The 20,454-nt window shown below is 63.4% G+C and carries 22 protein-coding genes; 16 read left to right on the top strand and 6 right to left on the bottom strand.

The window, feature by feature from the left end:
• Nucleotides 1–24: 24 nt before the first annotated feature.
• The 4 genes from DFR38_RS02495 to cobA all read right to left on the bottom strand — a co-directional run bounded on the left by DFR38_RS02495 (nt 25) and on the right by cobA (nt 2,858).
• Nucleotides 25–1,305 (bottom strand): hypothetical protein, encoded by a 1,281-nt coding sequence (locus DFR38_RS02495; RefSeq protein WP_110312944.1) that lies wholly within the window; start codon nt 1,303–1,305, stop codon nt 25–27.
• Nucleotides 1,302–1,514, bottom strand: coding sequence for a DUF2249 domain-containing protein (locus DFR38_RS02490; RefSeq protein WP_059287674.1), 213 nt, complete (start codon nt 1,512–1,514; stop codon nt 1,302–1,304). Before DFR38_RS02490 ends, DFR38_RS02495 begins: the two co-directional genes overlap by 4 nt.
• Entirely contained in the window at nt 1,511–1,939 is a 429-nt protein-coding gene (locus tag DFR38_RS02485) for a hemerythrin domain-containing protein (RefSeq protein WP_059287675.1), read from the bottom strand. The genes DFR38_RS02490 and DFR38_RS02485 overlap by 4 nt, the downstream gene beginning before the upstream one ends.
• A 79-nt stretch (nt 1,940–2,018) precedes the next feature.
• A complete protein-coding gene (gene cobA, locus DFR38_RS02480; RefSeq protein ID WP_110312943.1) occupies nt 2,019–2,858 on the bottom strand; it encodes a uroporphyrinogen-III C-methyltransferase in 840 nt (279 codons plus the stop codon).
• A gap of 158 nt (nt 2,859–3,016) precedes the next feature.
• On the opposite strand from cobA, the gene DFR38_RS02475 reads away from it, so the two are divergent.
• The 7 genes from DFR38_RS02475 (at nt 3,017) to DFR38_RS02445 (ending at nt 8,900) form a co-directional block, all read left to right on the top strand.
• The gene (locus DFR38_RS02475) at nt 3,017–3,442 is read left to right on the top strand and encodes a c-type cytochrome (RefSeq protein ID WP_059287651.1); all 426 of its coding nucleotides are present in this window, start codon (nt 3,017–3,019) and stop codon (nt 3,440–3,442) included.
• Between the two features lie 35 nt (nt 3,443–3,477).
• A complete protein-coding gene (locus DFR38_RS02470) occupies nt 3,478–4,905 on the top strand; it encodes a cbb3-type cytochrome c oxidase subunit I (protein ID WP_110312942.1) in 1,428 nt (475 codons plus the stop codon).
• Nucleotides 4,906–4,969: 64 nt separating this feature from the next.
• Nucleotides 4,970–5,563 (top strand): cytochrome c oxidase subunit 3, encoded by a 594-nt coding sequence (locus DFR38_RS02465; RefSeq protein WP_059287603.1) that lies wholly within the window; start codon nt 4,970–4,972, stop codon nt 5,561–5,563.
• A 63-nt stretch (nt 5,564–5,626) separates the two neighbouring features.
• Entirely contained in the window at nt 5,627–5,890 is a 264-nt protein-coding gene (locus DFR38_RS02460; RefSeq protein ID WP_059287604.1) for a cytochrome C oxidase subunit IV family protein, read from the top strand.
• 8 nt (nt 5,891–5,898) lie between these two features.
• Nucleotides 5,899–6,705, top strand: a complete 807-nt coding sequence (locus tag DFR38_RS02455; protein ID WP_059287605.1) for a CbbQ/NirQ/NorQ/GpvN family protein — start codon at nt 5,899–5,901, stop codon at nt 6,703–6,705.
• A 7-nt stretch (nt 6,706–6,712) separates the two neighbouring features.
• Nucleotides 6,713–8,542, top strand: a complete 1,830-nt coding sequence (locus tag DFR38_RS02450; protein ID WP_110312941.1) for a nitric oxide reductase activation protein NorD — start codon at nt 6,713–6,715, stop codon at nt 8,540–8,542.
• Nucleotides 8,543–8,687: 145 nt separating this feature from the next.
• Nucleotides 8,688–8,900, top strand: a complete 213-nt coding sequence (locus tag DFR38_RS02445; RefSeq protein ID WP_059286296.1) for a DUF3079 domain-containing protein — start codon at nt 8,688–8,690, stop codon at nt 8,898–8,900.
• A gap of 60 nt (nt 8,901–8,960) precedes the next feature.
• On the opposite strand, the gene DFR38_RS02440 is transcribed toward DFR38_RS02445, so the two are convergent.
• Nucleotides 8,961–9,737 carry a substrate-binding periplasmic protein gene (locus DFR38_RS02440; RefSeq protein ID WP_059286297.1) on the bottom strand — a complete coding sequence of 259 codons (777 nt, stop codon included), beginning with the start codon at nt 9,735–9,737 and terminating at the stop codon, nt 8,961–8,963.
• Nucleotides 9,738–10,013: 276 nt separating this feature from the next.
• Here DFR38_RS02440 and DFR38_RS02435 point away from each other — a divergent pair, with 276 nt between their 5' ends.
• The 9 genes from DFR38_RS02435 to DFR38_RS02395 all read left to right on the top strand — a co-directional run bounded on the left by DFR38_RS02435 (nt 10,014) and on the right by DFR38_RS02395 (nt 19,344).
• The gene (locus tag DFR38_RS02435; protein ID WP_059286298.1) at nt 10,014–11,741 is read left to right on the top strand and encodes a cytochrome D1 domain-containing protein; all 1,728 of its coding nucleotides are present in this window, start codon (nt 10,014–10,016) and stop codon (nt 11,739–11,741) included.
• 79 nt (nt 11,742–11,820) lie between these two features.
• Nucleotides 11,821–12,129 (top strand): c-type cytochrome, encoded by a 309-nt coding sequence (locus DFR38_RS02430; protein WP_059286299.1) that lies wholly within the window; start codon nt 11,821–11,823, stop codon nt 12,127–12,129.
• Entirely contained in the window at nt 12,111–12,455 is a 345-nt protein-coding gene (locus DFR38_RS02425) for a c-type cytochrome (protein WP_059286300.1), read from the top strand. Before DFR38_RS02430 ends, DFR38_RS02425 begins: the two co-directional genes overlap by 19 nt.
• A complete protein-coding gene (locus DFR38_RS02420) occupies nt 12,416–13,624 on the top strand; it encodes a cytochrome D1 domain-containing protein (RefSeq protein ID WP_059286301.1) in 1,209 nt (402 codons plus the stop codon). The genes DFR38_RS02425 and DFR38_RS02420 overlap by 40 nt, the downstream gene beginning before the upstream one ends.
• Nucleotides 13,624–14,628, top strand: a complete 1,005-nt coding sequence (gene ahbB / locus DFR38_RS02415; protein ID WP_059286302.1) for a siroheme decarboxylase subunit beta — start codon at nt 13,624–13,626, stop codon at nt 14,626–14,628. Before DFR38_RS02420 ends, ahbB (DFR38_RS02415) begins: the two co-directional genes overlap by 1 nt.
• Nucleotides 14,612–15,619, top strand: a complete 1,008-nt coding sequence (gene ahbB, locus DFR38_RS02410) for a siroheme decarboxylase subunit beta (protein WP_059286303.1) — start codon at nt 14,612–14,614, stop codon at nt 15,617–15,619. Before ahbB (DFR38_RS02415) ends, ahbB (DFR38_RS02410) begins: the two co-directional genes overlap by 17 nt.
• A gap of 88 nt (nt 15,620–15,707) precedes the next feature.
• On the top strand, nt 15,708–16,904 hold the full coding sequence (gene nirJ / locus DFR38_RS02405; RefSeq protein ID WP_059286304.1) for a heme d1 biosynthesis radical SAM protein NirJ: 1,197 nt from the start codon (nt 15,708–15,710) through the stop codon (nt 16,902–16,904).
• On the top strand, nt 16,904–18,469 hold the full coding sequence (locus DFR38_RS02400; RefSeq protein ID WP_059286305.1) for a nitrite reductase: 1,566 nt from the start codon (nt 16,904–16,906) through the stop codon (nt 18,467–18,469). Before nirJ ends, DFR38_RS02400 begins: the two co-directional genes overlap by 1 nt.
• Before the next feature lie 194 nt (nt 18,470–18,663).
• Complete coding sequence (locus tag DFR38_RS02395; RefSeq protein WP_110313012.1) at nt 18,664–19,344, top strand: Crp/Fnr family transcriptional regulator; 681 nt, start codon at nt 18,664–18,666, stop codon at nt 19,342–19,344.
• 1 nt (nt 19,345) lies between these two features.
• On the opposite strand, the gene DFR38_RS02390 is transcribed toward DFR38_RS02395, so the two are convergent.
• On the bottom strand, nt 19,346–20,452 hold the full coding sequence (locus DFR38_RS02390) for an HPP family protein (protein ID WP_110313011.1): 1,107 nt from the start codon (nt 20,450–20,452) through the stop codon (nt 19,346–19,348).
• Between the last annotated feature and the right edge of the window lie 2 nt (nt 20,453–20,454).

Raw genomic sequence — 20,454 nt, 5'->3', positions numbered from 1 at the left:
TGCGGCAGCAAGGCTGTTGGCTGCTCAGCGCACCGCCGCCGCAGGCAGCGCACGCCGCACCGCCTGGTAGCGCTGCGCGATGTTCCCACCCAGCCACAAGGCATAAGCCGCCAGCGCCAGCGTGGCCAGGGCAAACAGCAGATGAAAACGGGCGGGCTGCCAGCACCACAGTGTGCCGGCCAGCAGCCATAGCAGATGCAGATGACGCAGCCGCAGCTGGGCGGACTCGGGCAGGAAACCATGGGTGGAGGGCAGCAAGCCACGCGGCGGGTTCAGCCGCTTCAAGTGCAACCAGGCCAGAAACGGCAGGATCTTGCCCAGCATGGCCAGCGTGGCTCCCAGGCCGGCGCCGCCCAGCCACCACAGCCCAGCCAGCAAGGGCAGGCTCGGCCATATTGTCCATCCAGCGCATAGCCAGGCGGCCACGCAGCCCAGCAGCAGGCAGGCGAGGACCGCCTGCCATTGCCACCACAGCGGATCCGCCGGCCGCCGGCTTTGCCGCAGCAGCTGCCAGGATTGCACGGCATAAAGCAGTACTGGAATCAGCAGCAGGCTGGCGGGCAGCCACAGTTGCGCTGGCCAGAACAGCAGGGCCAGGCTGCAGGCCAGCAGCAATAGCAGCACCGCCCGGCCGGTGCTCAGCATCCAGGCCGGATAGGGTGGAGTGATCAGAAACAGCGGAATCACGGTCTGGCTGACGGCCAGCATCAGCAGCAACAGCCAGCCCATGGCCGCCCACAGCACATGGCTGTGCAGCAGCGGCAGCCAGGGCAGGGCCAGCCGGCCGCTCAGGGTCAGCACCAGGCACAGCCCGAGCGCGGCGGCGACCAATAGTCCCAGCAGTGCCAGCGCCATGCCGCGGCTGCTGGCATCGCGCGCCGGGCTGTGGGCCAGCCCATGCAGGCCGTGCCAGGCCAGACGGAGGATGGCCGCACCCAGCAAGGCTGCCGCCGCCTGCAAGGCGAGTGGGGAAAAGCCATGCAAAAAGCCGCCCACCAGCAAGGCGGTTCCTGCCTGCCAGGGCAGGAAAATACCCAGCAGCAGGCGCCCTGCGCGCCGTGCTGCCACGGCGCTGGCCACCGCCAGCATTTGCAGCAGGGCACCGGCCATGATGTTGCCCAGCACGCCCAGCGCCAGGACATGGGTCAGCGCCAGCAGCTGCGGGTGGTAGCGGTTGGCCGCCAGCATGCCCGCAGGCAGCAGCAGCCCTCCCAGGGCCAGCAGCCACAGCATGGCTGCGCCAAAAAAGCTGGCAGGCAGCCAGATGGGGGGCGCGTCGTCGTAGGAAAGCCAGGCCTGGCTCATGCCTTGCTGATGTACAGAATCACCCCGCCATCGCCGGACAGCTCGAAGCGGTAGGCAATGCCCTGGGCGGTGAGCATGGGCAGCAGTGGCGTGGGGTGGTGCGGCAGGATCCAGGCCAGGGTTTGCTGGTCTTGCAATTGCTCGGCGGCATCCAGAATGATTTCCATCGGTGCGGGGGCTGCCAGGTGGCGCAGGTCGACCGGGCTCATGCGCTGACTCCCGGCCGCACCATCTGCTCAAAGCCGGCAATGTGCTGGCGGCACATGGGATAGAGGATGTTTTCTTCTTTCATATTGTGCTGCTGGGTGAGGATGAGCAGGGTTTCGGCGTGGCCCAGCCAGGCGCTGGCATCGCTGGCCAGCAGCGCGTCGTCCATGTCCTGCAGCAGCAGGCGGATTTGCTGGTGTTCCTGGCGCATCACGGCGGTGGGGCCGCTGTACATGCCGGTGGCAGCCTCGAAAGCCGGGAACAGCTGCTGTTCTTCCAGCTGGAAGTGTTGTTCCAGATCGGTGGCCAGGCGCAGGCAGGTCTGGCCGGCGGTGGTCCAGTCGCCGTGACGTACCGCCTGTTCGGCTTGGGCAAGAATGGCGTCGCAGTCACGATGCTGCTGGGTCAGGCAGGCTATGGCATTCATGGGTGGTGTCCTGTGTGGCTGGGGCTGACGGTAAAAGCGCAGTATGCGGTGCGGCGGCGGCCCGTTTGAATGACACGGATCAAGAACTTGCCGCTGCAGCTTGCCCGGCCATGGCGGCCTGCAGCTTCTGATGCAGGGTGACGATCTGCCCGATCACCAGCAGGGCCGGGGCCGTGATGCCTTCCTGTTCGATCAGGGTGGCCAGGGTCTGCAGGCTGCCACACAGGCAGCGCTGCCGCGCGGAGCAGGCATGTTCCACCACGGCAACCGGGGTGTCGGCCGCCCGGCCATGCGCCAGCAGCTGGCTGGCGATGCTGGCGGCCTCGCCCAGTCCCATATAGACCACGATGGTCTGCTCGGGCGTGCAGTGGCGGGTCCAGTCCAGCGTCTGCTGCCCCTGGCGGCGGTGACCGGTGACCAGGCTGCAACCCTGGGCGTAATCGCGATGGGTGAGCGGCAGGCCGGCACTGGCGGCGGCCCCCAGCGCGGCGCTGATGCCGGGGACCACTTCACAGGGAATGCCGGCGGCGGCCAGCGCTTCCATCTCTTCGCCGCCGCGGCCGAACAGCAGCGGATCGCCCCCCTTCAGCCGCACCACGCGCTGGCCTTGCCGGGCCAGGCTGACCAATAACTGATTGATGTCGGCTTGCAGCAGGGTATGGCGGCTGGCGCGTTTGCCCACGCAGAGGCGTGCGGCCGTGGCCGGCGCCAGCGCCAGAATGCTGCTGTCCAGCAGGTGGTCGTATAGCACGACATCCGCCTGTTGCAGGCGCTGCAGCGCGCGCAGGGTGAGCAGGTCGGCGGCACCCGGCCCGGCACCCACCAGGGCGACGCTGCCGGGCCGGAATTCAGCGCCGGGAATGACGGGTTTTTCTGGCGGCACCAGGGGCGTGTGCAGGGCTTGATACGGGCTGTTCATGCAGGCTCCTTTGGCTGGGCCTTGGCTGGAATGTTGCCAGTGTAGGTAGGGAGGGGGCCGGAAATCGTTGATTCGAATCAATGCTGTCGGGATGTCCGAAACCGTACATTTCGCCGCAAGTGCCGGGCTTGCCGGTACACGCAATTGAGGAGGACGTGATGAGCGCGAGCTTCACCAAATCGACGGCCCGCAACATCTTTTACGGTGGGTCGGTTTTCTTTTTCCTGATTTTCCTGGGGCTGACCGTGGATACCACCCTGGCGGTGCCCAGCCATAACGCCAAGGCCCAGCTGACCGATGCCGCCGTGCGCGGCAAGAAAATCTGGGAGACACGCAACTGTGCCGGTTGCCACACGCTGCTGGGCGAGGGGGCGTTCTTTGCGCCGGAGCTGGGCAATGTCTATGTGCGCCGTGGCCCGGAGTTCATCAAGGGCTGGATGAAGGCGATGCCCACCAATGTACCGGGTCGGCGCCAGATGCCGCAGTTCAACCTGAACGATGCCCAGCTGGATGATCTGGTGGCCTTCCTGAAGTACAGCTCGCAGATCAATACCAATAACTGGCCGCCCAATATCGAAGGCTGATCCGCAGTGCGATCAATTGCTTCCGGAGAAAACACATGAGTAATGCAACCGTGGCAGCACTGCCCGCCAGCAAGGCGACAGTGAATGACCAGATAAAATACCGCTCGCAAGCAGTGGCCAAGCCCTATTTCGTGGCGGCCATCGGCCTGTTCATCGGCCAGATCCTGTTTGGCCTGATCATCGGCCTGCAGTACTTCAAGGGCGACTTCCTGTTTCCCGCCATTCCGTTTGGCACCGCCCGCATGGTGCATACCAATTTGCTGATTGTCTGGCTGCTGTTCGGCTTCATGGGTGCGGGCTACTTCCTGATCCCGGAAGAGTGCGAGCGCGAGCTGTACAGCCCGAAACTGGCCATCATCACCTTCTGGGTATTCCTGGTGGCCGGTGCGCTGACCATTCTGGGCTATCTGGGCCTGCCGTATAACGTGCTGGCCCACCTTACCGGCAACGACCTGCTGCCCACCATGGGGCGCGGCTACCTGGAGCAGCCGCTGATCACCAAGGTAGGCATCGTGCTGGTGGCGCTGTCCTTCCTGTTCAACCTGTCGATGACCCTGCTGTCCGGGCGCAAGACCAGCATCAGCATCGTGATGATGCTGGGGCTGTGGGGCCTGGCGATTTTCTTCCTGTTCTCCTTTGTCAATCCGAACAACCTGGTGCTGGACAAGTATTTCTGGTGGTGGGTGGTGCACCTGTGGGTGGAAGGCGTGTGGGAACTGATCATGGGCGCCATGCTGGCTTTCGTGCTGGTGAAGGTGACCGGCGTCGACCGTGAAATCATTGAAAAATGGCTGTACCTGATCATTGCCATGACGCTGATCACCGGCATCATCGGTACCGGTCACCATTATTTCTGGATTGGCACGCCGGGCTACTGGCAGCTGCTGGGCTCCGTCTTCTCGGCGCTGGAACCGGTTCCCTTCTTCATGATGACGGTGTTCGCCTTCAATATGGTCAAGCGGCGCCGGCGTGAGCATCCCAACCAGGCCGCCACGCTGTGGGCGCTGGGTACCGGGGTGATGTCTTTCCTTGGGGCCGGGGTATGGGGCTTCCTGGGTACGCTGTCGGTGGTGAACTACTACACCCACGGCACCCAGCTGACTGCGGCACATGGCCATATGGCGTTCTACGGTGCTTACGCCATGGTGGTGCTGACCATGATCTCCTACACCATGCCACTGCTGCGTGGCCGTGAAGCCAACAGTGCCGCGGCGCAAAAGCTGGAAAAGACCGCCTTCTGGGTGATGACGCTGGCCATCGTGGGGATCACCCTGTCGCTGACTGCTGCCGCGGTGACCCAGGTGTCGCTGCAGCGCCTGTCCGCCGCACCGCTGTCCTTCATGGAAACCCAGCAGCACATCATGCCGATGTACTGGGCCCGTTTCGGCTTTGGCCTGTGTTTCTTCACTGGCCTGATGATGTATGTCACCAGTTTTTTTGTCACCGGCAAACGTGAAAGCTGAGTAGCGGCTATCCGTACCGATCTTGAGGCGGCTTGCGGGCCGCCTCTTTGTTTTGGAGGCAGAGATGAATGGACAAAGTCTGGAACTGACCGCAGCGCCGCCCGCGCGCCATATACCGGGTGACCTGGCCATGTGGTGTTTCATCCTGGCAGAGCTGGCGGTGTTTGGCGTGTTCTTCCTGGTGTACGGGGTATATCGCCGGCAGCAGCCGGCCTTGTTTGCCGAGGGCCAGTCGCATCTGGCCTTGCTGCTGCCCACGCTCAATACCCTGCTGCTGATCGCCGGCAGCGCCTGCATGGTGGCCGCGGTGAAACGGTTTGCCCTGGACCGGCAAGCTGCGGCGCGCCGGGCGCTGCTGCTGGCCATGGTGTTTGGCAGCGGTTTCCTGTTGTGCAAGCTGTATGAACTGGCGGGCAAGTTCATGGCCGGCATCAGCCTGTCCAGCAATGATTTCTGGATGTTCTACCTGTCGCTCACCGTGTTTCATTTCCTGCATGTGGTGCTGGGCATGGTGATTGTGGCGGCGGTGTGGTGGATGGCGCGCGATGGCCGCTATGGCCCTGGCCGGCTGGACGGCGTGGAAACCGCCGCGGCCTACTGGCATATGGTGGACCTGGTGTGGCTGGTGCTGTTTGCCCTGGTGTATGTGGCGCGCTAGCGCAGGGCCAAACCCTTATCCGGTATCAAGGATGCCGCGCGACGCACTGCCTATGCTGTGCAGATGAATTATCCCGCATCTTCCCGTTTGTGGCTGTGGTGGCTCTGGCTGAGCGGCCTGACCCTGCTGGCCGCACTATTGGCCGAACAGGGCCTGTCGCTGGGGCAGGGTGCCCTGGCCCGGCTGGTATTGCTGCTGGCCTGGGTCAAGGGCGTTACCGTGATCGAGCACTATATGGGCCTGCGCCATGCCCCCCGCTGGCTGCGCCTTGTCGTGCATGGCTGGCTGCTGCTGGTGACGGGCTTGCTGATGATGAGTTTTTGCTGAGGCCGGACATGAACGCACCCTTACCCGCTGCTGTGGCAGCACCGTTTTATCAGGCCCAGGGCGATGAATGCCGCCTGTTCGAGGCCGCCTGGCAACAGCAGTTGCCGGTATTGATCAAAGGCCCCACCGGCTGTGGCAAGACCCGCTTTGTCGCCCATATGGCAGCCCGGCTGGGCCTGCCGCTGATCACCGTGTCCTGCCATGACGATTTGTCCGCCGCCGATCTGGTGGGCCGCCACCTGATCGGGGATGGTCAGACGGTATGGTGCGACGGTCCGCTGACCCGTGCCGTGCGCCAGGGCGGTATTTGCTATCTGGACGAAGTGGTGGAGGCGCGCAAGGACACCACCGTGGTATTGCACCCGCTCACCGACGACCGGCGCATGCTGCCTATCGAGCGCACCGGCGAGCTGCTGGAAGCACCGCCCAGCTTCATGCTGGTGGTGTCGTACAACCCCGGTTACCAGCATGTGCTGAAAACCCTCAAGCCCAGTACCCGCCAGCGCTTTGTCGCCATGAGCTTTGATTTTCCCGCAGCGGATGTGGAACTGGCGGTGCTGCAACAGGAAACCGGCATTGCCGAAAGCCAGGCCCGCCAGCTGGTGACGCTGGCCGGGCAGCTGCGCCGCCTCACTGGCTATGATCTGGACGAATCGGTCAGCACCCGACTGCTGGTCTACGCTGCCAAGCTGATGATGTCCGGCATGGCGCCGCAGCTGGCCTGCCGCACGGCGCTGGCCGAGCCGCTGAGCGATGAGGCCGATACCATCGCCGCGCTGCTGGCGGTGATCGACACCCAGTTTCCCGCCAGGTAGCGCGCACATGGAAGACATCGTAGGCGGCTGGTGGGACAAGCTGGTGCGCCGGGCGGCCTACCGTGGCCATCCCGCAGCGGCGGTGGAGCTGGAAAGCATCGCCGGCCAGGCCCCGCTGTTTTTCCGTGCCATGGGCGGTGACCCGGCACTGGTGCTGCGCTCCACGGTTGGCACCGAACATGGCGCACGGCGGCGGCTGCTTGAACGGCTGGCTGGCACCGGCACCAAGGTGGAGCTGGCCTGGCGCGACAGCCAGGCGTTTTACCTGCCGGACAAGCTGGACCTGTACCCGGATGCAGCACTGAATCGCCAGCTGTATTTCTGGCTGATGGCGCTGGCGGCTGCCCCGGTGCGGCCCGGCGACTGGCTCAAGCGCAACCGCGCCGCCACCGCCGCCTGCCTGGCCGCCATGCCTGGGCTGGCGCTGGTTTACCAGCGGCTGGTAACCGGCTTGCTGCCCATGCGTCCGGATCCAGCACGGCTGCCGCCAAGCGAGGCCGCAGTCGAGCGTGCCATCCAGGCAGCCTTGCGCCAGCCGGAGGTCGAACAGATTCTGCCGCCGATTACCCAGCCGCCACTGCCGGTACCGCTGTGGCTGCATCCGCTGCCGCCTACGGTAGAGCAGGCGGGGGCGGCGGCGCAGAACGCGGCGCAAAACCCGCAAGGCAAACGGCCCGACCAGCGCTCAGGCCGCCGCCGCTATCGCGCCCAGCGCGTGGCGCAGGACGAACGGAAAAACGGCATGTTGCTGGTGTTCCGTGCCGAAAGCCTGTTTACCTGGGACGAGTACGTCAAGGTCAATCGCCATAGCGAAGAGGACGATGACAATAACGGCGAGGCCGCGGCAGAGGACATGAACCGCTTGTCGCTGGCGCAGGATGCCGATACCAAGTCCAGCAAGCTGAAGTTTGACCTGGACTTGCCAGCGGCGGCGTACGATGACAGCCCGCTGGGGCCGGGGCTGAAGCTGCCGGAATGGAACTGGAAACAGCAAAGACTGGTGGAGGACCACTGCATCATCAAGCCCATGCTGCCGCGAGATGCCCAGCCAGCTGCCCTGCCGGACCGCCTGCAGCCACTGGCACGGCGTCTGCGCCGCCAGTTTCAGGCGCTGGCGCCGGAGCGGGTGCGGCGCAGTGGCGAAGCCAGCGGCCCGGATATCGATATCGATCGGGTCATCCGTTTCATGTCCGAGCGCATGAGCGGCGTGGCCATCGCCGAGCCCGCGCTCTACCAGGCCTGGCCGCCGGGGGAGCGCAGCCTGGCCTGCCTGACGCTGGCCGACCTGTCGCTGTCTACCGAAAGCTGGGTAGGGGAAGCCGGGCGGGTGATCGATGTGATACGCGACAGCCTGCTGCTGTTTGCCGAAGCGCTGTCCGCCAGTGACGACGCCTTTGGCCTGTATGGCTTTTCCTCCATCCGTCGCCAGGAAGTGCGTCTGCAGGTGCTGAAGGATTTTGCCGAACGCTACGACGACACCACCCGTGGCCGCATCATCGCCATTCGCCCCGGTTATTACACCCGCATGGGTGCGGCCATTCGCCAGAGCAGCCGCATCCTGCTGCAACAGCCGGCAGCACGCCGCTTGTTGCTGATCATTTCCGATGGCAAGCCCAATGACCTGGACCACTACGAAGGCCGCTACGGCATCGAGGACACCCGCCAGGCCATTCTGGAAGCCCGCCGCGACGGTCTGCTGCCGTTTTGCGTGACGGTAGACCGCGAGGCCGGTGACTACCTGCCGCATCTGTTTGGCCACCGCGGCTATGTGGTGGTGCAGCAGGCGCAGACCCTGCCACAGGTACTGACCCGCCTGTACGCCGGCTTTACCCGCTGAGCTGGTTATTGATTACTTGACCTGTACTCCAAGGTGTACGCACCTTTTTTCCCGGCCCCTGGTGGCCGGGTTTTTTTTGGCAGCGGCCAGGCCATTTCTTGATATGTGTCCATGAGCGGCATTGGCCGCGGCGCGATAATGGCGCATGGCTAAAAAATTCCCGCTCAATCCACCGCACCCGGAGCGCATCTGCTGGGGCTGCGACAAATACTGCCCGGCCGATTCCCTGCAATGCGGCAATGGCTCCGGCCGCACCCAGCACCCGGCGGAAGTACTGGGCGAGGACTGGTACGAATACGGCGACTGGGGGCTGGAGGTGCAGCCGGAACAGAAGTCGCTGGACTTGCCGGGAAAATGATGGGGTCGGATTCCGGTACTGTTGCTGGAGCAGTCTTATATGACAGCAACGAGGGCCGCTTCAGTCTGCCTTGAAGGATGACCGGGCCTGCGATACTTTCTGCCGTGAATAACTCGTCATGGCGGCCTCGATTACTTCCTTGTCTTTGTTTTCCAGGATGGTCATGGTGCCATCAGCCTTCATCTGCTGCAGTGCCTGTGCCAGTGGAGCAAGCAAGTGAGCATTTCTGATATTGAGGTAGTGATACATCCGGTTGCTCGCCAAGGCTGGCTGTAGCTGACGGATATTGCCTGCATGCATTTCTGCAATCTCCAGCCATGCCCATTTGCTTAAGGTGGCAACGTCACAGCGTCCGGCAATCAGCATCCTGATTGCATCGGCAATCGTGACAACATGGCTGACCAGCAGTTGATTCGTTTTTGCCTCCTGCAGGAATATCCCCTGCCTGATACAGACCTGATGGCCCCTCAGGCTGTTCCAACCCTTGATTTCAAGCCCTTCAGCTTGGGTGGTGAAGGCGTAGGTGTCGATGGACATCACGGGCTCGGGTACTCGCAGCAGGTGTGGGTACTGGATTTCCATACCCTCTGCACGTATGGCATCGCCATCGTTGCTGCCGGAGTCTGCAGCCGCGATGGCCCGTTTGCTGGGGAGTGGGGAAGCCAATGCAGTCATGCCGATACGGCGATACGCCTCTTTGATAATCCGGAATCCGACCGCATCCACCGGATCATTCTGGATGACTGAAATGGTGACGGTACCGGAGGCGTGGGCAATATTGCTGAGCATACAAGCCAGCACGGCTGCCTGAAACAGCAAGGTAAAGCGACAGAACATTTTTCATCGTCCTCGGTCAGGAGCCCGCAAATGGAAGCTGTACGGCATCAGTCTGATGCGTCTGCATTCGTATTGTAAGTATCTGCCAGATTCATGTGTATCCGGGTAAAAGTTTGCGCAGCTTGGATGTGCTGCCGCTATAGCAGCAATCCGGCTGCTTGCCTGCATTGCATGTGGGGTCGTGGCTAAACCGTTGATTCGAATCAAGGAGGGGGATATGCCCGCGGGATGAAGATGCCGGCAACCAAGCATTACTGTCACGCTGGAGCCCTAACCATGAAGACCCCGCGCTTGTCCTGGCTGCCAAGAAGTGTGTTATTGGCGGCCCTGCCTTTTTCCGTGATGCAGGCCTGGGCGGATACTGCCGCCACCTCGCCTTCCGCCCCGGAGGCGAAATACCAGGGCGCTGCCTCGCCGCTGGCTGCCGAGCCGATGCACCAGAACATCAACCCCAAGGCGCCGCCGATGACCGAGGCGGAGTTCGGCCACGCCAAGCAGATTTACTTTGAACGCTGCGCCGGCTGTCACGGGGTATTGCGCAAGGGGGCCACCGGCAAGCCGCTGACACCGGACATCACGCTGGGGCGTGGCACCGAATACCTCAAGACCTTCATCAAGTACGGCTCGCCAGCCGGCATGCCCAACTGGGGGACTTCGGGTGAACTGACCGATGCCCAGGTGGACCTGATGGCGCGTTATGTGCAGCAGGAACCGCCGACACCGCCGGAATTCGGCATGAAGGACATGCTGGGTACCTGGAAGGTGCTGATTCCACCAGAAAAGCGGCCAACGCATAAAGAGAACAATCTGGATGTGGCCAACCTGTTCTCGGTCACCCTGCGCGATGCTGGCCAGATCGCGCTGATCGACGGCAATAGCAAGCAGATTGTCAGCGTGCTGAAAACCGGCTATGCCGTGCATATTTCCCGCCTGTCGCAGTCTGGCCGCTACCTGTACGTGATTGGCCGCGACGGCAAGATCAACCTGATCGACCTGTGGATGGCCAAGCCGGACACGGTGGCGGAAATCCGCATCGGCCTGGAGGCCCGTTCGGTAGAAACCTCCAAGTTCAAGGGCTTTGAAGACAAGCTGGCGGTGGCCGGGGCCTACTGGCCGCCACAGTACGTGATCATGGACGGCAACAGCCTCAAGCCGCTGAAGATTGTCGGCACCCGTGGCATGACGGTGGATAACGAATACCACCCGGAACCGCGCGTGGCCTCGATTGTGGCCAGCCACTACAAGCCGGAATTCGTCATCAATGCCAAGGAAACCGGCAAGATCATGATGGTGAATTATTCCGACCTGTCCAACCTGAAAACCACCACCATCGACGCGGCCAAGTTCCTGCATGACGGTGGTTTCGATACCACCGGCCGCTACTTCATGGTGGCCGCCAATGCCTCCAACAAAGTCGCCGTGGTGGATACCAAGCTGGACAAGCTGGCCGCGCTGGTGGATGTGGGCAAGACCCCGCACCCGGGCCGTGGTGCCAACTTTGTCGACCCGCAATACGGCCCGGTATGGGCCACCGGCCACCTGGGCGACGACAGCATCAGCCTGATCGGCACCGACCCGGACAAGCACAAGGCCCTGGCCTGGAAGGTGGTGCGGGTGCTGAAGGGGCAGGGCGGTGGTTCGCTGTTCATCAAGACTCACCCGAAATCACACAATCTGTGGGTGGATACCGCGCTGAACCCGGATGCAGCCGTCAGCCAGAGCGCTGCCGTGTTTGACATCAACCATCTGGACAAGGGCTTTGTCACCCTGCCGATTGGCGAGTGGTCTGGCCTGGGCGATGGTGCCAAGCGCGTGCTGCAGCCGGAGTATAACAAGGATGGCAGCGAGGTGTGGTTCTCGGTGTGGAGCGGCAAGGACAAGCAATCGGCCATCGTGGTGGTGGACGACAAAACCCGCAAGCTCAAGGCCGTCATCAAGGACCCGCGTCTGGTCACTCCCACTGGCAAGTTCAATGTATTCAACACCCAGCATGACATTTATTGATCTGGGATAAGTCCTTGCAGGCATTCCACTGTTGAAATCCGGCAGACAGCACATGGTCTGTCGGACCAAGGAGAAAACAATGAAACATGCACTGATCGCGCTGGCCCTGGGGGGCCTGATGTCCGCCGGGCTGGCCGAGGCGGCCAGCGGGCCGGAACTGGCCAAGCAATACAACTGCCTGGCCTGCCACAGCGTGGATGCCAAGCTGGTTGGCCCGTCCTACAAGCAGGTAGCGGCAAAATACAAGGGGCAGGATGTCACCGCCAAGCTGATGCAGAAGGTGAAGGCCGGTGGTTCCGGCAGTTTTGGTGCCATTCCGATGTCGCCTAATCCGCAAGTGCCGGATGCCGACCTCAAGCAGCTGGTGACATGGATTCTGGCCCAGTAAGGCGCCGCCTGTGGCTGGCGGGATTATCGGCACTGCTGGCCGCCAGCCTGTGCCAGCAGGCCGCCGCAGCCCCGGACGAAGCGCGCGCCGCAGCCTTGCTGCAACTATTGCATAACGATTGCGGTGCCTGCCATGGGCTCAGCCTCAAGGGCGGGCTGGGTAGCCCGCTCACCCCCCAGGCGCTGGCCGGCAAACCGGCCGACAGCCTGGTGGCCACCATTCTGAATGGCCGCCCCGGCACCCCGATGCCGCCCTGGCGGCCTTTCCTTTCCGAAGAAGAAGCGCAATGGCTGGTTCAACTCTTGCAACAGGGCGGCGTACGCTAGCCCGCCTGCTGGCTGCTTTGCTAAGTCTGGCGCTGGCGGCCTGCGTCAGTCCGCCACCCTTGCGTGGCACGGGCAATCTGGGCGTGGTGATCGAACGCGCCAGTGGCAGCGTGCAGATTGTCGACAACACCCATGAACAGGCGCTGGCACGGGTACAGGGCCTGGGCGATCTGTCCCATGCCTCGGTGGTGTTTTCCGCGGATGCCCGCTATGCCTATGTGTTTGGCCGCGATGGTGCCATCAGCAAAGTGGATTTGCTCACCGCCCGGCTGGTGCAGCGGGTGGAGCAGGCCAGCAACAGCATAGGCGGTGCCATTTCCAGCGATGGCCGGGTGATTGCCGCACAAAACTACAGCCCCGGCGGGGTGAAGCTGTTTGATGCCGACAGCCTGGCCTTGCTGGCCAGTGTTCCGGCCGCTGCCGGGGCCAATGGCCAGCCCTCGCGCGTGGTGGGCCTTGCCGACCTGCCGGGCAAGCGCTTTGCCTATGCGCTGTTTGATGCCGATGAAATCGATGTACTGGACGCCAGTACGCCTACGGCACCAAAAATCCAGCGCTTTGCGCATATCGGCAAGCAGCCTTACGACGGGCTGGCCAGTGGCGATGGCCGTTATTTTATTGCCGGGCTGTATGGCGAAGACGGGCTGGCCTTGCTGGACAGCTGGCATGCTGATGCCGGCGTGCGGCGCATTCTGGCCGGCTATGGCCGTGGCCGTCAGACCCTGCCGGTGTACAAGATGCCGCATTTGCGCGGCTGGTCCATCGCCGGGGATTACGCCTTCCTGCCTGCCATCGGTCAGCACGAGGTATTGGTGGCCGACAACCGCAGCTGGGCGCAGGTGGCAACAGTGCCGGTGCTGGGCCAACCAGTCTTCGTGATGGCCGAACCGGGCGGGCGGCGGGTGTGGGTCAACTTTGCCTTCCCCGATAACGACAAGGTACAGGTGATTGATGTGCCAACCCGGCAGGTGATCAAGACCCTGCAACCGGGCCGCGCCATCCTGCATATGGAATTCACCCCGCGTGGCGATGCGGTGTGGCTGTCCAGCCGCGACGACAACAAGCTGCTGGTGATCGACACCACCACGCTCACCGTGCGCCGCACCTTGCCGGCGCTGGAGCCATCCGGCATTTTCTTCAGCAGCCGTGCCAGCAGGATGGGGATGTGATGCCAGACCCTTCAAACCCTGGCGTACTGCCGCCACGCAGCCTGCAGGCACTGGACCGCTGCCAGAAACAGTTTCCGCTCAGTGCCACGCCGTTTGCCGACATGGCCACCCTGCTGGGCGAGGGCTGGACGGCCAATACCCTGCTGCAACTGCTGCAATCAGCCCGGCAGGCTGGCCTGCTATCGCGGCTGGGCGCGGTATTTGCACCCAATACCGTGGGCAGCAGCACGCTGGCGGCGCTGGCCGTGCCGCCGGAACGGCTGGATGCGGTAGCTGCCTTTGTCAGCAGCCATGCCGAGGTGAATCACAACTACCAGCGCGACCACCACTTCAACCTGTGGTTTGTGGTGACCGCCAGCGATGCCGCCAACGTGGCCGAGGTGCTGTCACGCATCCATCTGGCTACCGGGCTGGCACCGCTCAACCTGCCCTTGCTGCGCGAATACCATATCGACCTGGGCTTTGCGCTGGATGGCAGCACCGCCGTGCGTCAGCCGCAACGTCAGCCAGACCCTATCCGCCCGGACTGGCGCCAGCAACGCCTGCTGGCCGCCTTGCGTGACGGCCTGCCGCTGCAATTGCGCCCCTTCCAGCTACTGGCCAGCAGTTGTGGCCTGACCGAGCCGGAGGTGCTGCAGCAATTGCAGGACTGGCAAGCGCAAGGGGTGCTGCGGCGCTTTGGCGCGGTACTGTGCCATGCCGAGCTGGGCTATCGCCACAATGCCATGTGCGTGTGGCAGATCGATGATGCCGCCACGCGCGCGCGCATCGCCCGGCAACTGGCGACAGAAGCGGCCGTCACCTTGTGTTACGAACGCCCGGCGCGGCTGCCGCACTGGCCTTATCAGTTGTTCTGCATGATTCACGCCAGCGATGCCGCCAGCCTGCAGGCCATGCTGGACGAACTGATCCGGCGACACGACTTGCAGCCTTACCCGCATGCCGTGCTGCCTTCAATCAAACGCTACACCCAACGCGGAGCCTGTTATGGCCATCACGCATAGCCGGGCTGCGCTCAACCCGCTGGAAACCTGCATCGTCAACCAGCTGCAAGGGGGCTTTCCGCTGGATAGCCAGCCCTTTGCCAGCGCTGCTGCTGTATTGGGCTGCAGCGAACGGGCCTTGCTGCAGGGGCTGGATGGCCTGCTGCAGCGCCAGGTGCTGACCCGTTTTGGCCCGCTGTACCAGATAGAACGCATGGGCGGCTGCTTTGTGCTGGCCGCACTGGCGGTGCCACCGGCACGCTTTGACGAGGTGGCGGCGGCGGTCAACAGCCTGCCGGCGGTGGCGCACAACTATCAGCGTACGCATAAGTTGAACATGTGGTTTGTACTGGCCGCCGCCAGCCAGGCCGGGATTTCCGCCGCCTGCAGTGCCATCGAACTGCTGACCGGCCTCACCGTGCATGCCTTCCCCAAGCAGCGCGAATACTTTGTCGGCATGCGCTTTACCGTGGGCGGCCAGGCGGCAGTGGGGCAGGCCAGCGCCGGGCGTGGCAGTTTGGATGAACAGCCCGTGGCGCCAGAACTGGACGAAGACGACTGGCGGCTGATCCGCGCCAGCCAGGCCGGTCTGCCGCTGGTGGAGCAGCCCTACCGCCAGCTGGCCGACAGCCTGCAATTACCGGAGCAAGAGGTCTTGACCCGGCTGGGCCGCATGCTGGAGCAGGGAGTGATACGCCGCATCGGCGCAGTGCCCAATCATTACGCCATCGGCTACCGCGCCAATGGCATGGCGGTGTTTGATGTGGCGGACGAACTGGTGGACGAACTGGGCCAGCAACTGGGCCAGCTGGATTGCGTCAGCCATTGCTATCGCCGTCCGCGTCACCTGCCGCACTGGCCGTACAACCTGTTTGCCATGGTGCATGGTGACAATCGCCGCGCGGTACGCGAACAGCAGGCGGCGCTATTGCAATTGCTCGGCCCGGCCTGCCGTCGCCATGCACTGCTGTTTTCCACCCGCATCCTGAAAAAATCCGGCCTGCGGGTATAAGCCGGGATTGATCCCGTTGATACGGGTCAAGGAGACGGGCCGGGGGCGGCCTGCACACTGATGGCCATCACCATTGCCGGAGCCAGCCATGCTGCGCCTGACACCCTATCTGCAAAGCCTGCTCGACCCGGCCGCCGCCCCCGCCCGTGGCGGCAAACCCGGCGGACCGGTGGTGATCTGGAACCTGATCCGCCGCTGTAATCTTACCTGCCAGCATTGTTACTCCACCTCGGCCAACAAGGATTTTCAGGGCGAACTGAGTACGGCAGAAGCCTGCGCGGTGATGGACGATCTGCACGCCTTTGGCGTGCGGGTGCTGATTCTGTCCGGCGGCGAGCCACTGCTGCGGCCGGATATTTTCGAGCTGGCCGCCCGCGCCAAGGCCATGGGCTTTTATGTTGGCCTGTCCAGCAATGGCACACTGATTGACGAACGCAATATTGCCGCGCTGGCGGCAGTGGGTTTTGACTATGTCGGGGTCAGCCTGGATGGCATTGGTGCCACCCACGACCGCTTCCGCCGCCTGGTTGGCGGCTACGAGCTGGCCTTGCGCGGCATGCGTCTGGCACGCGATGCCGGGCTGAAAGTGGGCCTGCGCTACACCATGACCGAAGACAATGCCGATGACTTGCCTGCGCTATTGCAGCTGCTGGCGGTGGAGAATATCGACAAGTTTTACTTCTCCCATCTCAACTATGCCGGGCGCGGCAACAAGCACCGGGCGGATGATGCCCGTCAGCCGCGCACCCGCTGGGCGATGGACCTGCTGATCGAGTCCTGCCTGCAGCACATCCGCGCTGGCCAGCCGCGTGATTTTGTCACTGGCAATAACGATGCCGACGCGGTGTACCTGCTGCACTGGGCTGCCCGTCATTACCCGGCGCAGGCGGCGCAGTTGCGTCAGCGCCTGCTGGCCTGGGGTGGCAACGCCAGCGGGGTGAACGTGGCCAATATCGACAATCTGGGCAATGTGCACCCGGACACCATGTGGTGGAAGGTGACACTGGGCAATGTGCGCCAGCGGCCGTTTTCCGCCATCTGGCAGGACCTGTCCCACCCCTTGCTGGCTGGGCTGCGCCAGTCGCCACGGCCGGTGGAAGGGCGCTGCGCCGCCTGTCAGCATCTGGCCATCTGCAATGGCAATACCCGAATACGGGCGCTGGAGCTGACCGGGAATGTCTGGGCGGCAGACCCGGCCTGTTATCTGAGCGATGAAGAAGTGGGCGTGGCCAGTGGCGTGCACGCGCTGGCACCGCTGACGCCATGGCAGAGGGAGACCGTCTGATGAAATGCTGGCTAGTCTTGCTCGGCATGGCGCTCAGCCTGCCCCTGTACGCAGTATCTCCCACTGCCGCTCCCACTGCCGCTGCCGCTGCCGCGCAGTTATACGGCCAGTACTGCCAAAGCTGCCACGGCGCCGACCGGCTGGGCGGCATGGGCCCGGCCTTGCTGCCGGAAAGTCTGGAGCGGCTGAAAAGCGCCGAAATCAGCAACACCATCAGTCAGGGGCGCAGCGCCACCCAGATGGCCGGTTTTGCCGGCCAGCTGACGGATGAACAGATCAGCCAGCTCACCGCCTATGTACAAAGCGCTCCGGCCACGCCGCCGCGCTGGAGCGATGCCGACATGCGCGCCTCGCACCGTCAGCCGGTGGCGCTCTCCAGCCTGCCGGCCAGGCCGCAATACACGGCAAACCCGCTCAACCTGTTTGTGGTGGTGGAAGCGGGCGACCACCATGTCACGGTGCTGGATGGCGACCGCTTCCGGCCCATCACCCGTTTTGCCAGCCACTATGCGGTGCATGGCGGGCCCAAGTTTTCCCCCGATGGTCGCTTTGTGTATTTTTCCAGCCGCGATGGCTGGGTGACCCAGTACGACCTGTACAGCCTGCAAGTGGTGGCGGACATCCGCGTGGGCCTGAATACCCGCAATATCGCGGTATCGGATGACGGTAACTTGATTCTGGCCGGCAATACCCTGCCGCAGACGCTGGTGCTGCTGGACGCCCACGGCCTGGCCCCGGTGAAAACCATTGCGGTGCGCGATGCGGCCGGTCATCCGTCGCGGGTGTCTGCCGTGTACGAAGCTGAGCCACGCCACAGCTTTGTGGTGGCGCTGAAAGATGTGCCGGAGCTATGGGAAATCAGCTACGACCGCCATGCCGCGCCGGTTTATGCCGGTCTGGTGCACGACTATAAAATGGGTGAGGCACTGGCCCAGCCGGGCTTTCTCACCCCGCGGGTGACGCCGCTGTCCATGGTGCTGGACGATTTCTACTTCGACCCGTCTTATCAGCATGTGCTGGGTGCTTCACGCAGCGGCCAGGCACAGGTGATCAGCCTGGATGCGCGCAGCAAAGTGGCCGACCTGCCGCTGGATGGCATGCCGCATCTGGGGTCGGGCATCAGCTTCGAGCGTGATGGCCACCGCATCATGGCCACGCCCAATCTCAAGGGCGGCCAGCTCAGCTTTGTCGATATGGACAGCTGGCAGTTGATCAGGCAGGTGCAGCTGCCGGGGCCGGGCTTTTTCCTGCGCAGCCACGAAAATACGCCCTATGCCTGGGCCGATTCCATGATGAGCGCACACAAGGACACGCTGTCCATCATCGACAAGCGCAGCCTCAGCGTGGTGCGCCAGCTGGTGTTGCGGCCGGGCAAGACCACCGCCCATGTCGAGTTCACCCGCGATGGCCGTTATGCGCTGGTGTCGGTGATGGAAAATCCCGGCGAACTGATTGTGGTGGATGCGCAAACCCTGCGTGAAGTGGCGGCCTTGCCCATGGCCAAGCCCATCGGCAAATACAATGTGTTCAACAAGATCAACCGTTCCGAAGGCACCAGCCACTAGCGCGCAGGGCGCACTGCGACAGCATGCCGGCCCGGTGCGTGTTGGCGGACTAGGTCGGTAGAACTAGTCCCCTCCCTGCTTACAGCGCATGGTGGCTTTAAGGCCAGTGGCCTATAGTCGCCAGCGTGGGCGGTATCGGCCGGCTGGACGTGGCACCGCTTGTTATCCACCCGCTTAGGCATACGGAAATGACCATGGCTACAGTTGATATCCCTGCTTTCTTGCGTCACCAGCCGCTGTTTCAGGAACTGTCTGAAGCGCAGATCCAGGCGCTGGTGCCTTTTACCCACGAAGTGCGTGGCAGCAAGGGGCAGGTCGTGTTCCAGAAGGGCGACCCGTGCGATGGCATGTTTCTGGTGGTGTATGGCCGGGTGAAACTGGCCATTTCCTCCGCCCAGGGCAGTGAAAAGGTGATGGAGATCATTCATCCGGGGCAGAGCTTTGCCGAGGCGGTGATGTTTCTGGGGCGACCCTGCCCGGTGATGGCGCAGTTTCTGGAAGACGGTTTTTTGCTGAAAGTGGAAGCGCAAGCCATTTACCAGGCGATAGAGCGCGATGCCGCATTTGCCCGCCGCTTGCTGGCCGGCCTGGCCATGCGCCTGCATGGCCTGGTGCGCGATGTGGAGCGCTACTCCATTGAAAATTCCCTGCAACGGGTAACCGGCTATCTGCTGCAGAATGTCGACCCGCAGCGCGGGCCAATGCCGGTGGTGACGCTGCCGGTCAACAAGAACCTGATTGCCTCGCGGCTCAACCTGACGCCGGAAACCTTCTCACGCATGCTGCATCAGCTGAGCGAGGCCGGGCTGATTGAAGTCAATGGCCGTGAAATCGTGCTGCTGGACGCCGACCGCCTGCAGGGCGCGGCCGACTGAATCAGTTTTTCAGCAGGATGGCGATCAGGTCGGACTGGGTAATGATGCCGCACAGCTTGCCATCGGCATCCACCACCGGCATGTGATGCAGGCCGCCATCGGAAAAAGCCCGGCTCAGGGCGGTAATCGGCTGCAGGGCGGCAACATGGCGCACCGGGCTGGTCATGATGTCGGCCACCGTGCCGCGGTCCCAGCCGGGGCTGCCGGGCAGGTGGGCTGCTTGCCCATCACGCGGCAGGAAAAAATCATGCAGTGACACAATGCCGGTCAGCGCTTGTGCCGGGTTGACCACCGGCAGCGCCTTGATCTTGTGATGGGCCAGCTTGTCCCAGGCATCCTGCAAGCTGGCATCCGGCGCAATGCTCACCACATCGCGCGACATGATGTCCGCGCAGTGAATACCCCCCAGCCGGCGCTGCTGTGCCTGCTCCTCTGCCGCCGTCAGAATGGCGAGCAAATCCTCCTCGCTGATATCCAGTACCTCGCCATGCGCGGCCAGGGCCTGGTGCAGATCCTGCTGGCTGATGGCACGGCGCTGGCTTGGCAGGGGGTCGGCCGTATGGTGCGCGTTGGGGGCGGGCTGAGGCCGGTGCGGATAGCCCCGGCGCAAGGCATTGTTGAACAGCAGGGCCATGCCCAGCATGAGGGCGGAGTTGACCGCCACCGGCCACAACACGAACTGGTAACCCAGCGCGTGGATGGCCGGCCCGCCCAGCACCACGGTAATGGCGACTGCCCCGCCAGGCGGGTGCAGGCAGCGCAGCTGGAACATGGCGGCAATGGCCAGCGCACCAGCCAGGCTGGCGGCCAGTGCCGGGTCGCCAATATACCGGGCACAGCTCACGCCAATGGCCGCCGACAGCATATTGCCGCCGATGATGGACCAGGGCTGGGCCAGCGGGCTGGAAGGCACGGCAAACAGCAAGACGGCAGACGCTCCCATCGGCGCGATAAACCACGGATTGACCTGACCCAGGAACAGATGGCTCAGCAGGGCGGTCACCTGCAGCCCCAGACCGGCCCCAATGCAGCCATAAAGACGTTCGCGACGACCCGCGCCCAGGGTGGGCGGGATAAAACCCTGCAAGAAGTTAAGGATTGGGTTCATGG

The sequence above is a fragment of the Aquitalea magnusonii genome (assembly GCF_003202035.1).
Lineage (GTDB): Bacteria > Pseudomonadota > Gammaproteobacteria > Burkholderiales > Chromobacteriaceae > Aquitalea > Aquitalea magnusonii.
The sequence above is the reverse complement of the archived record's forward strand: the minus strand, read 5'-3'. Positions and strand labels throughout refer to the sequence as shown.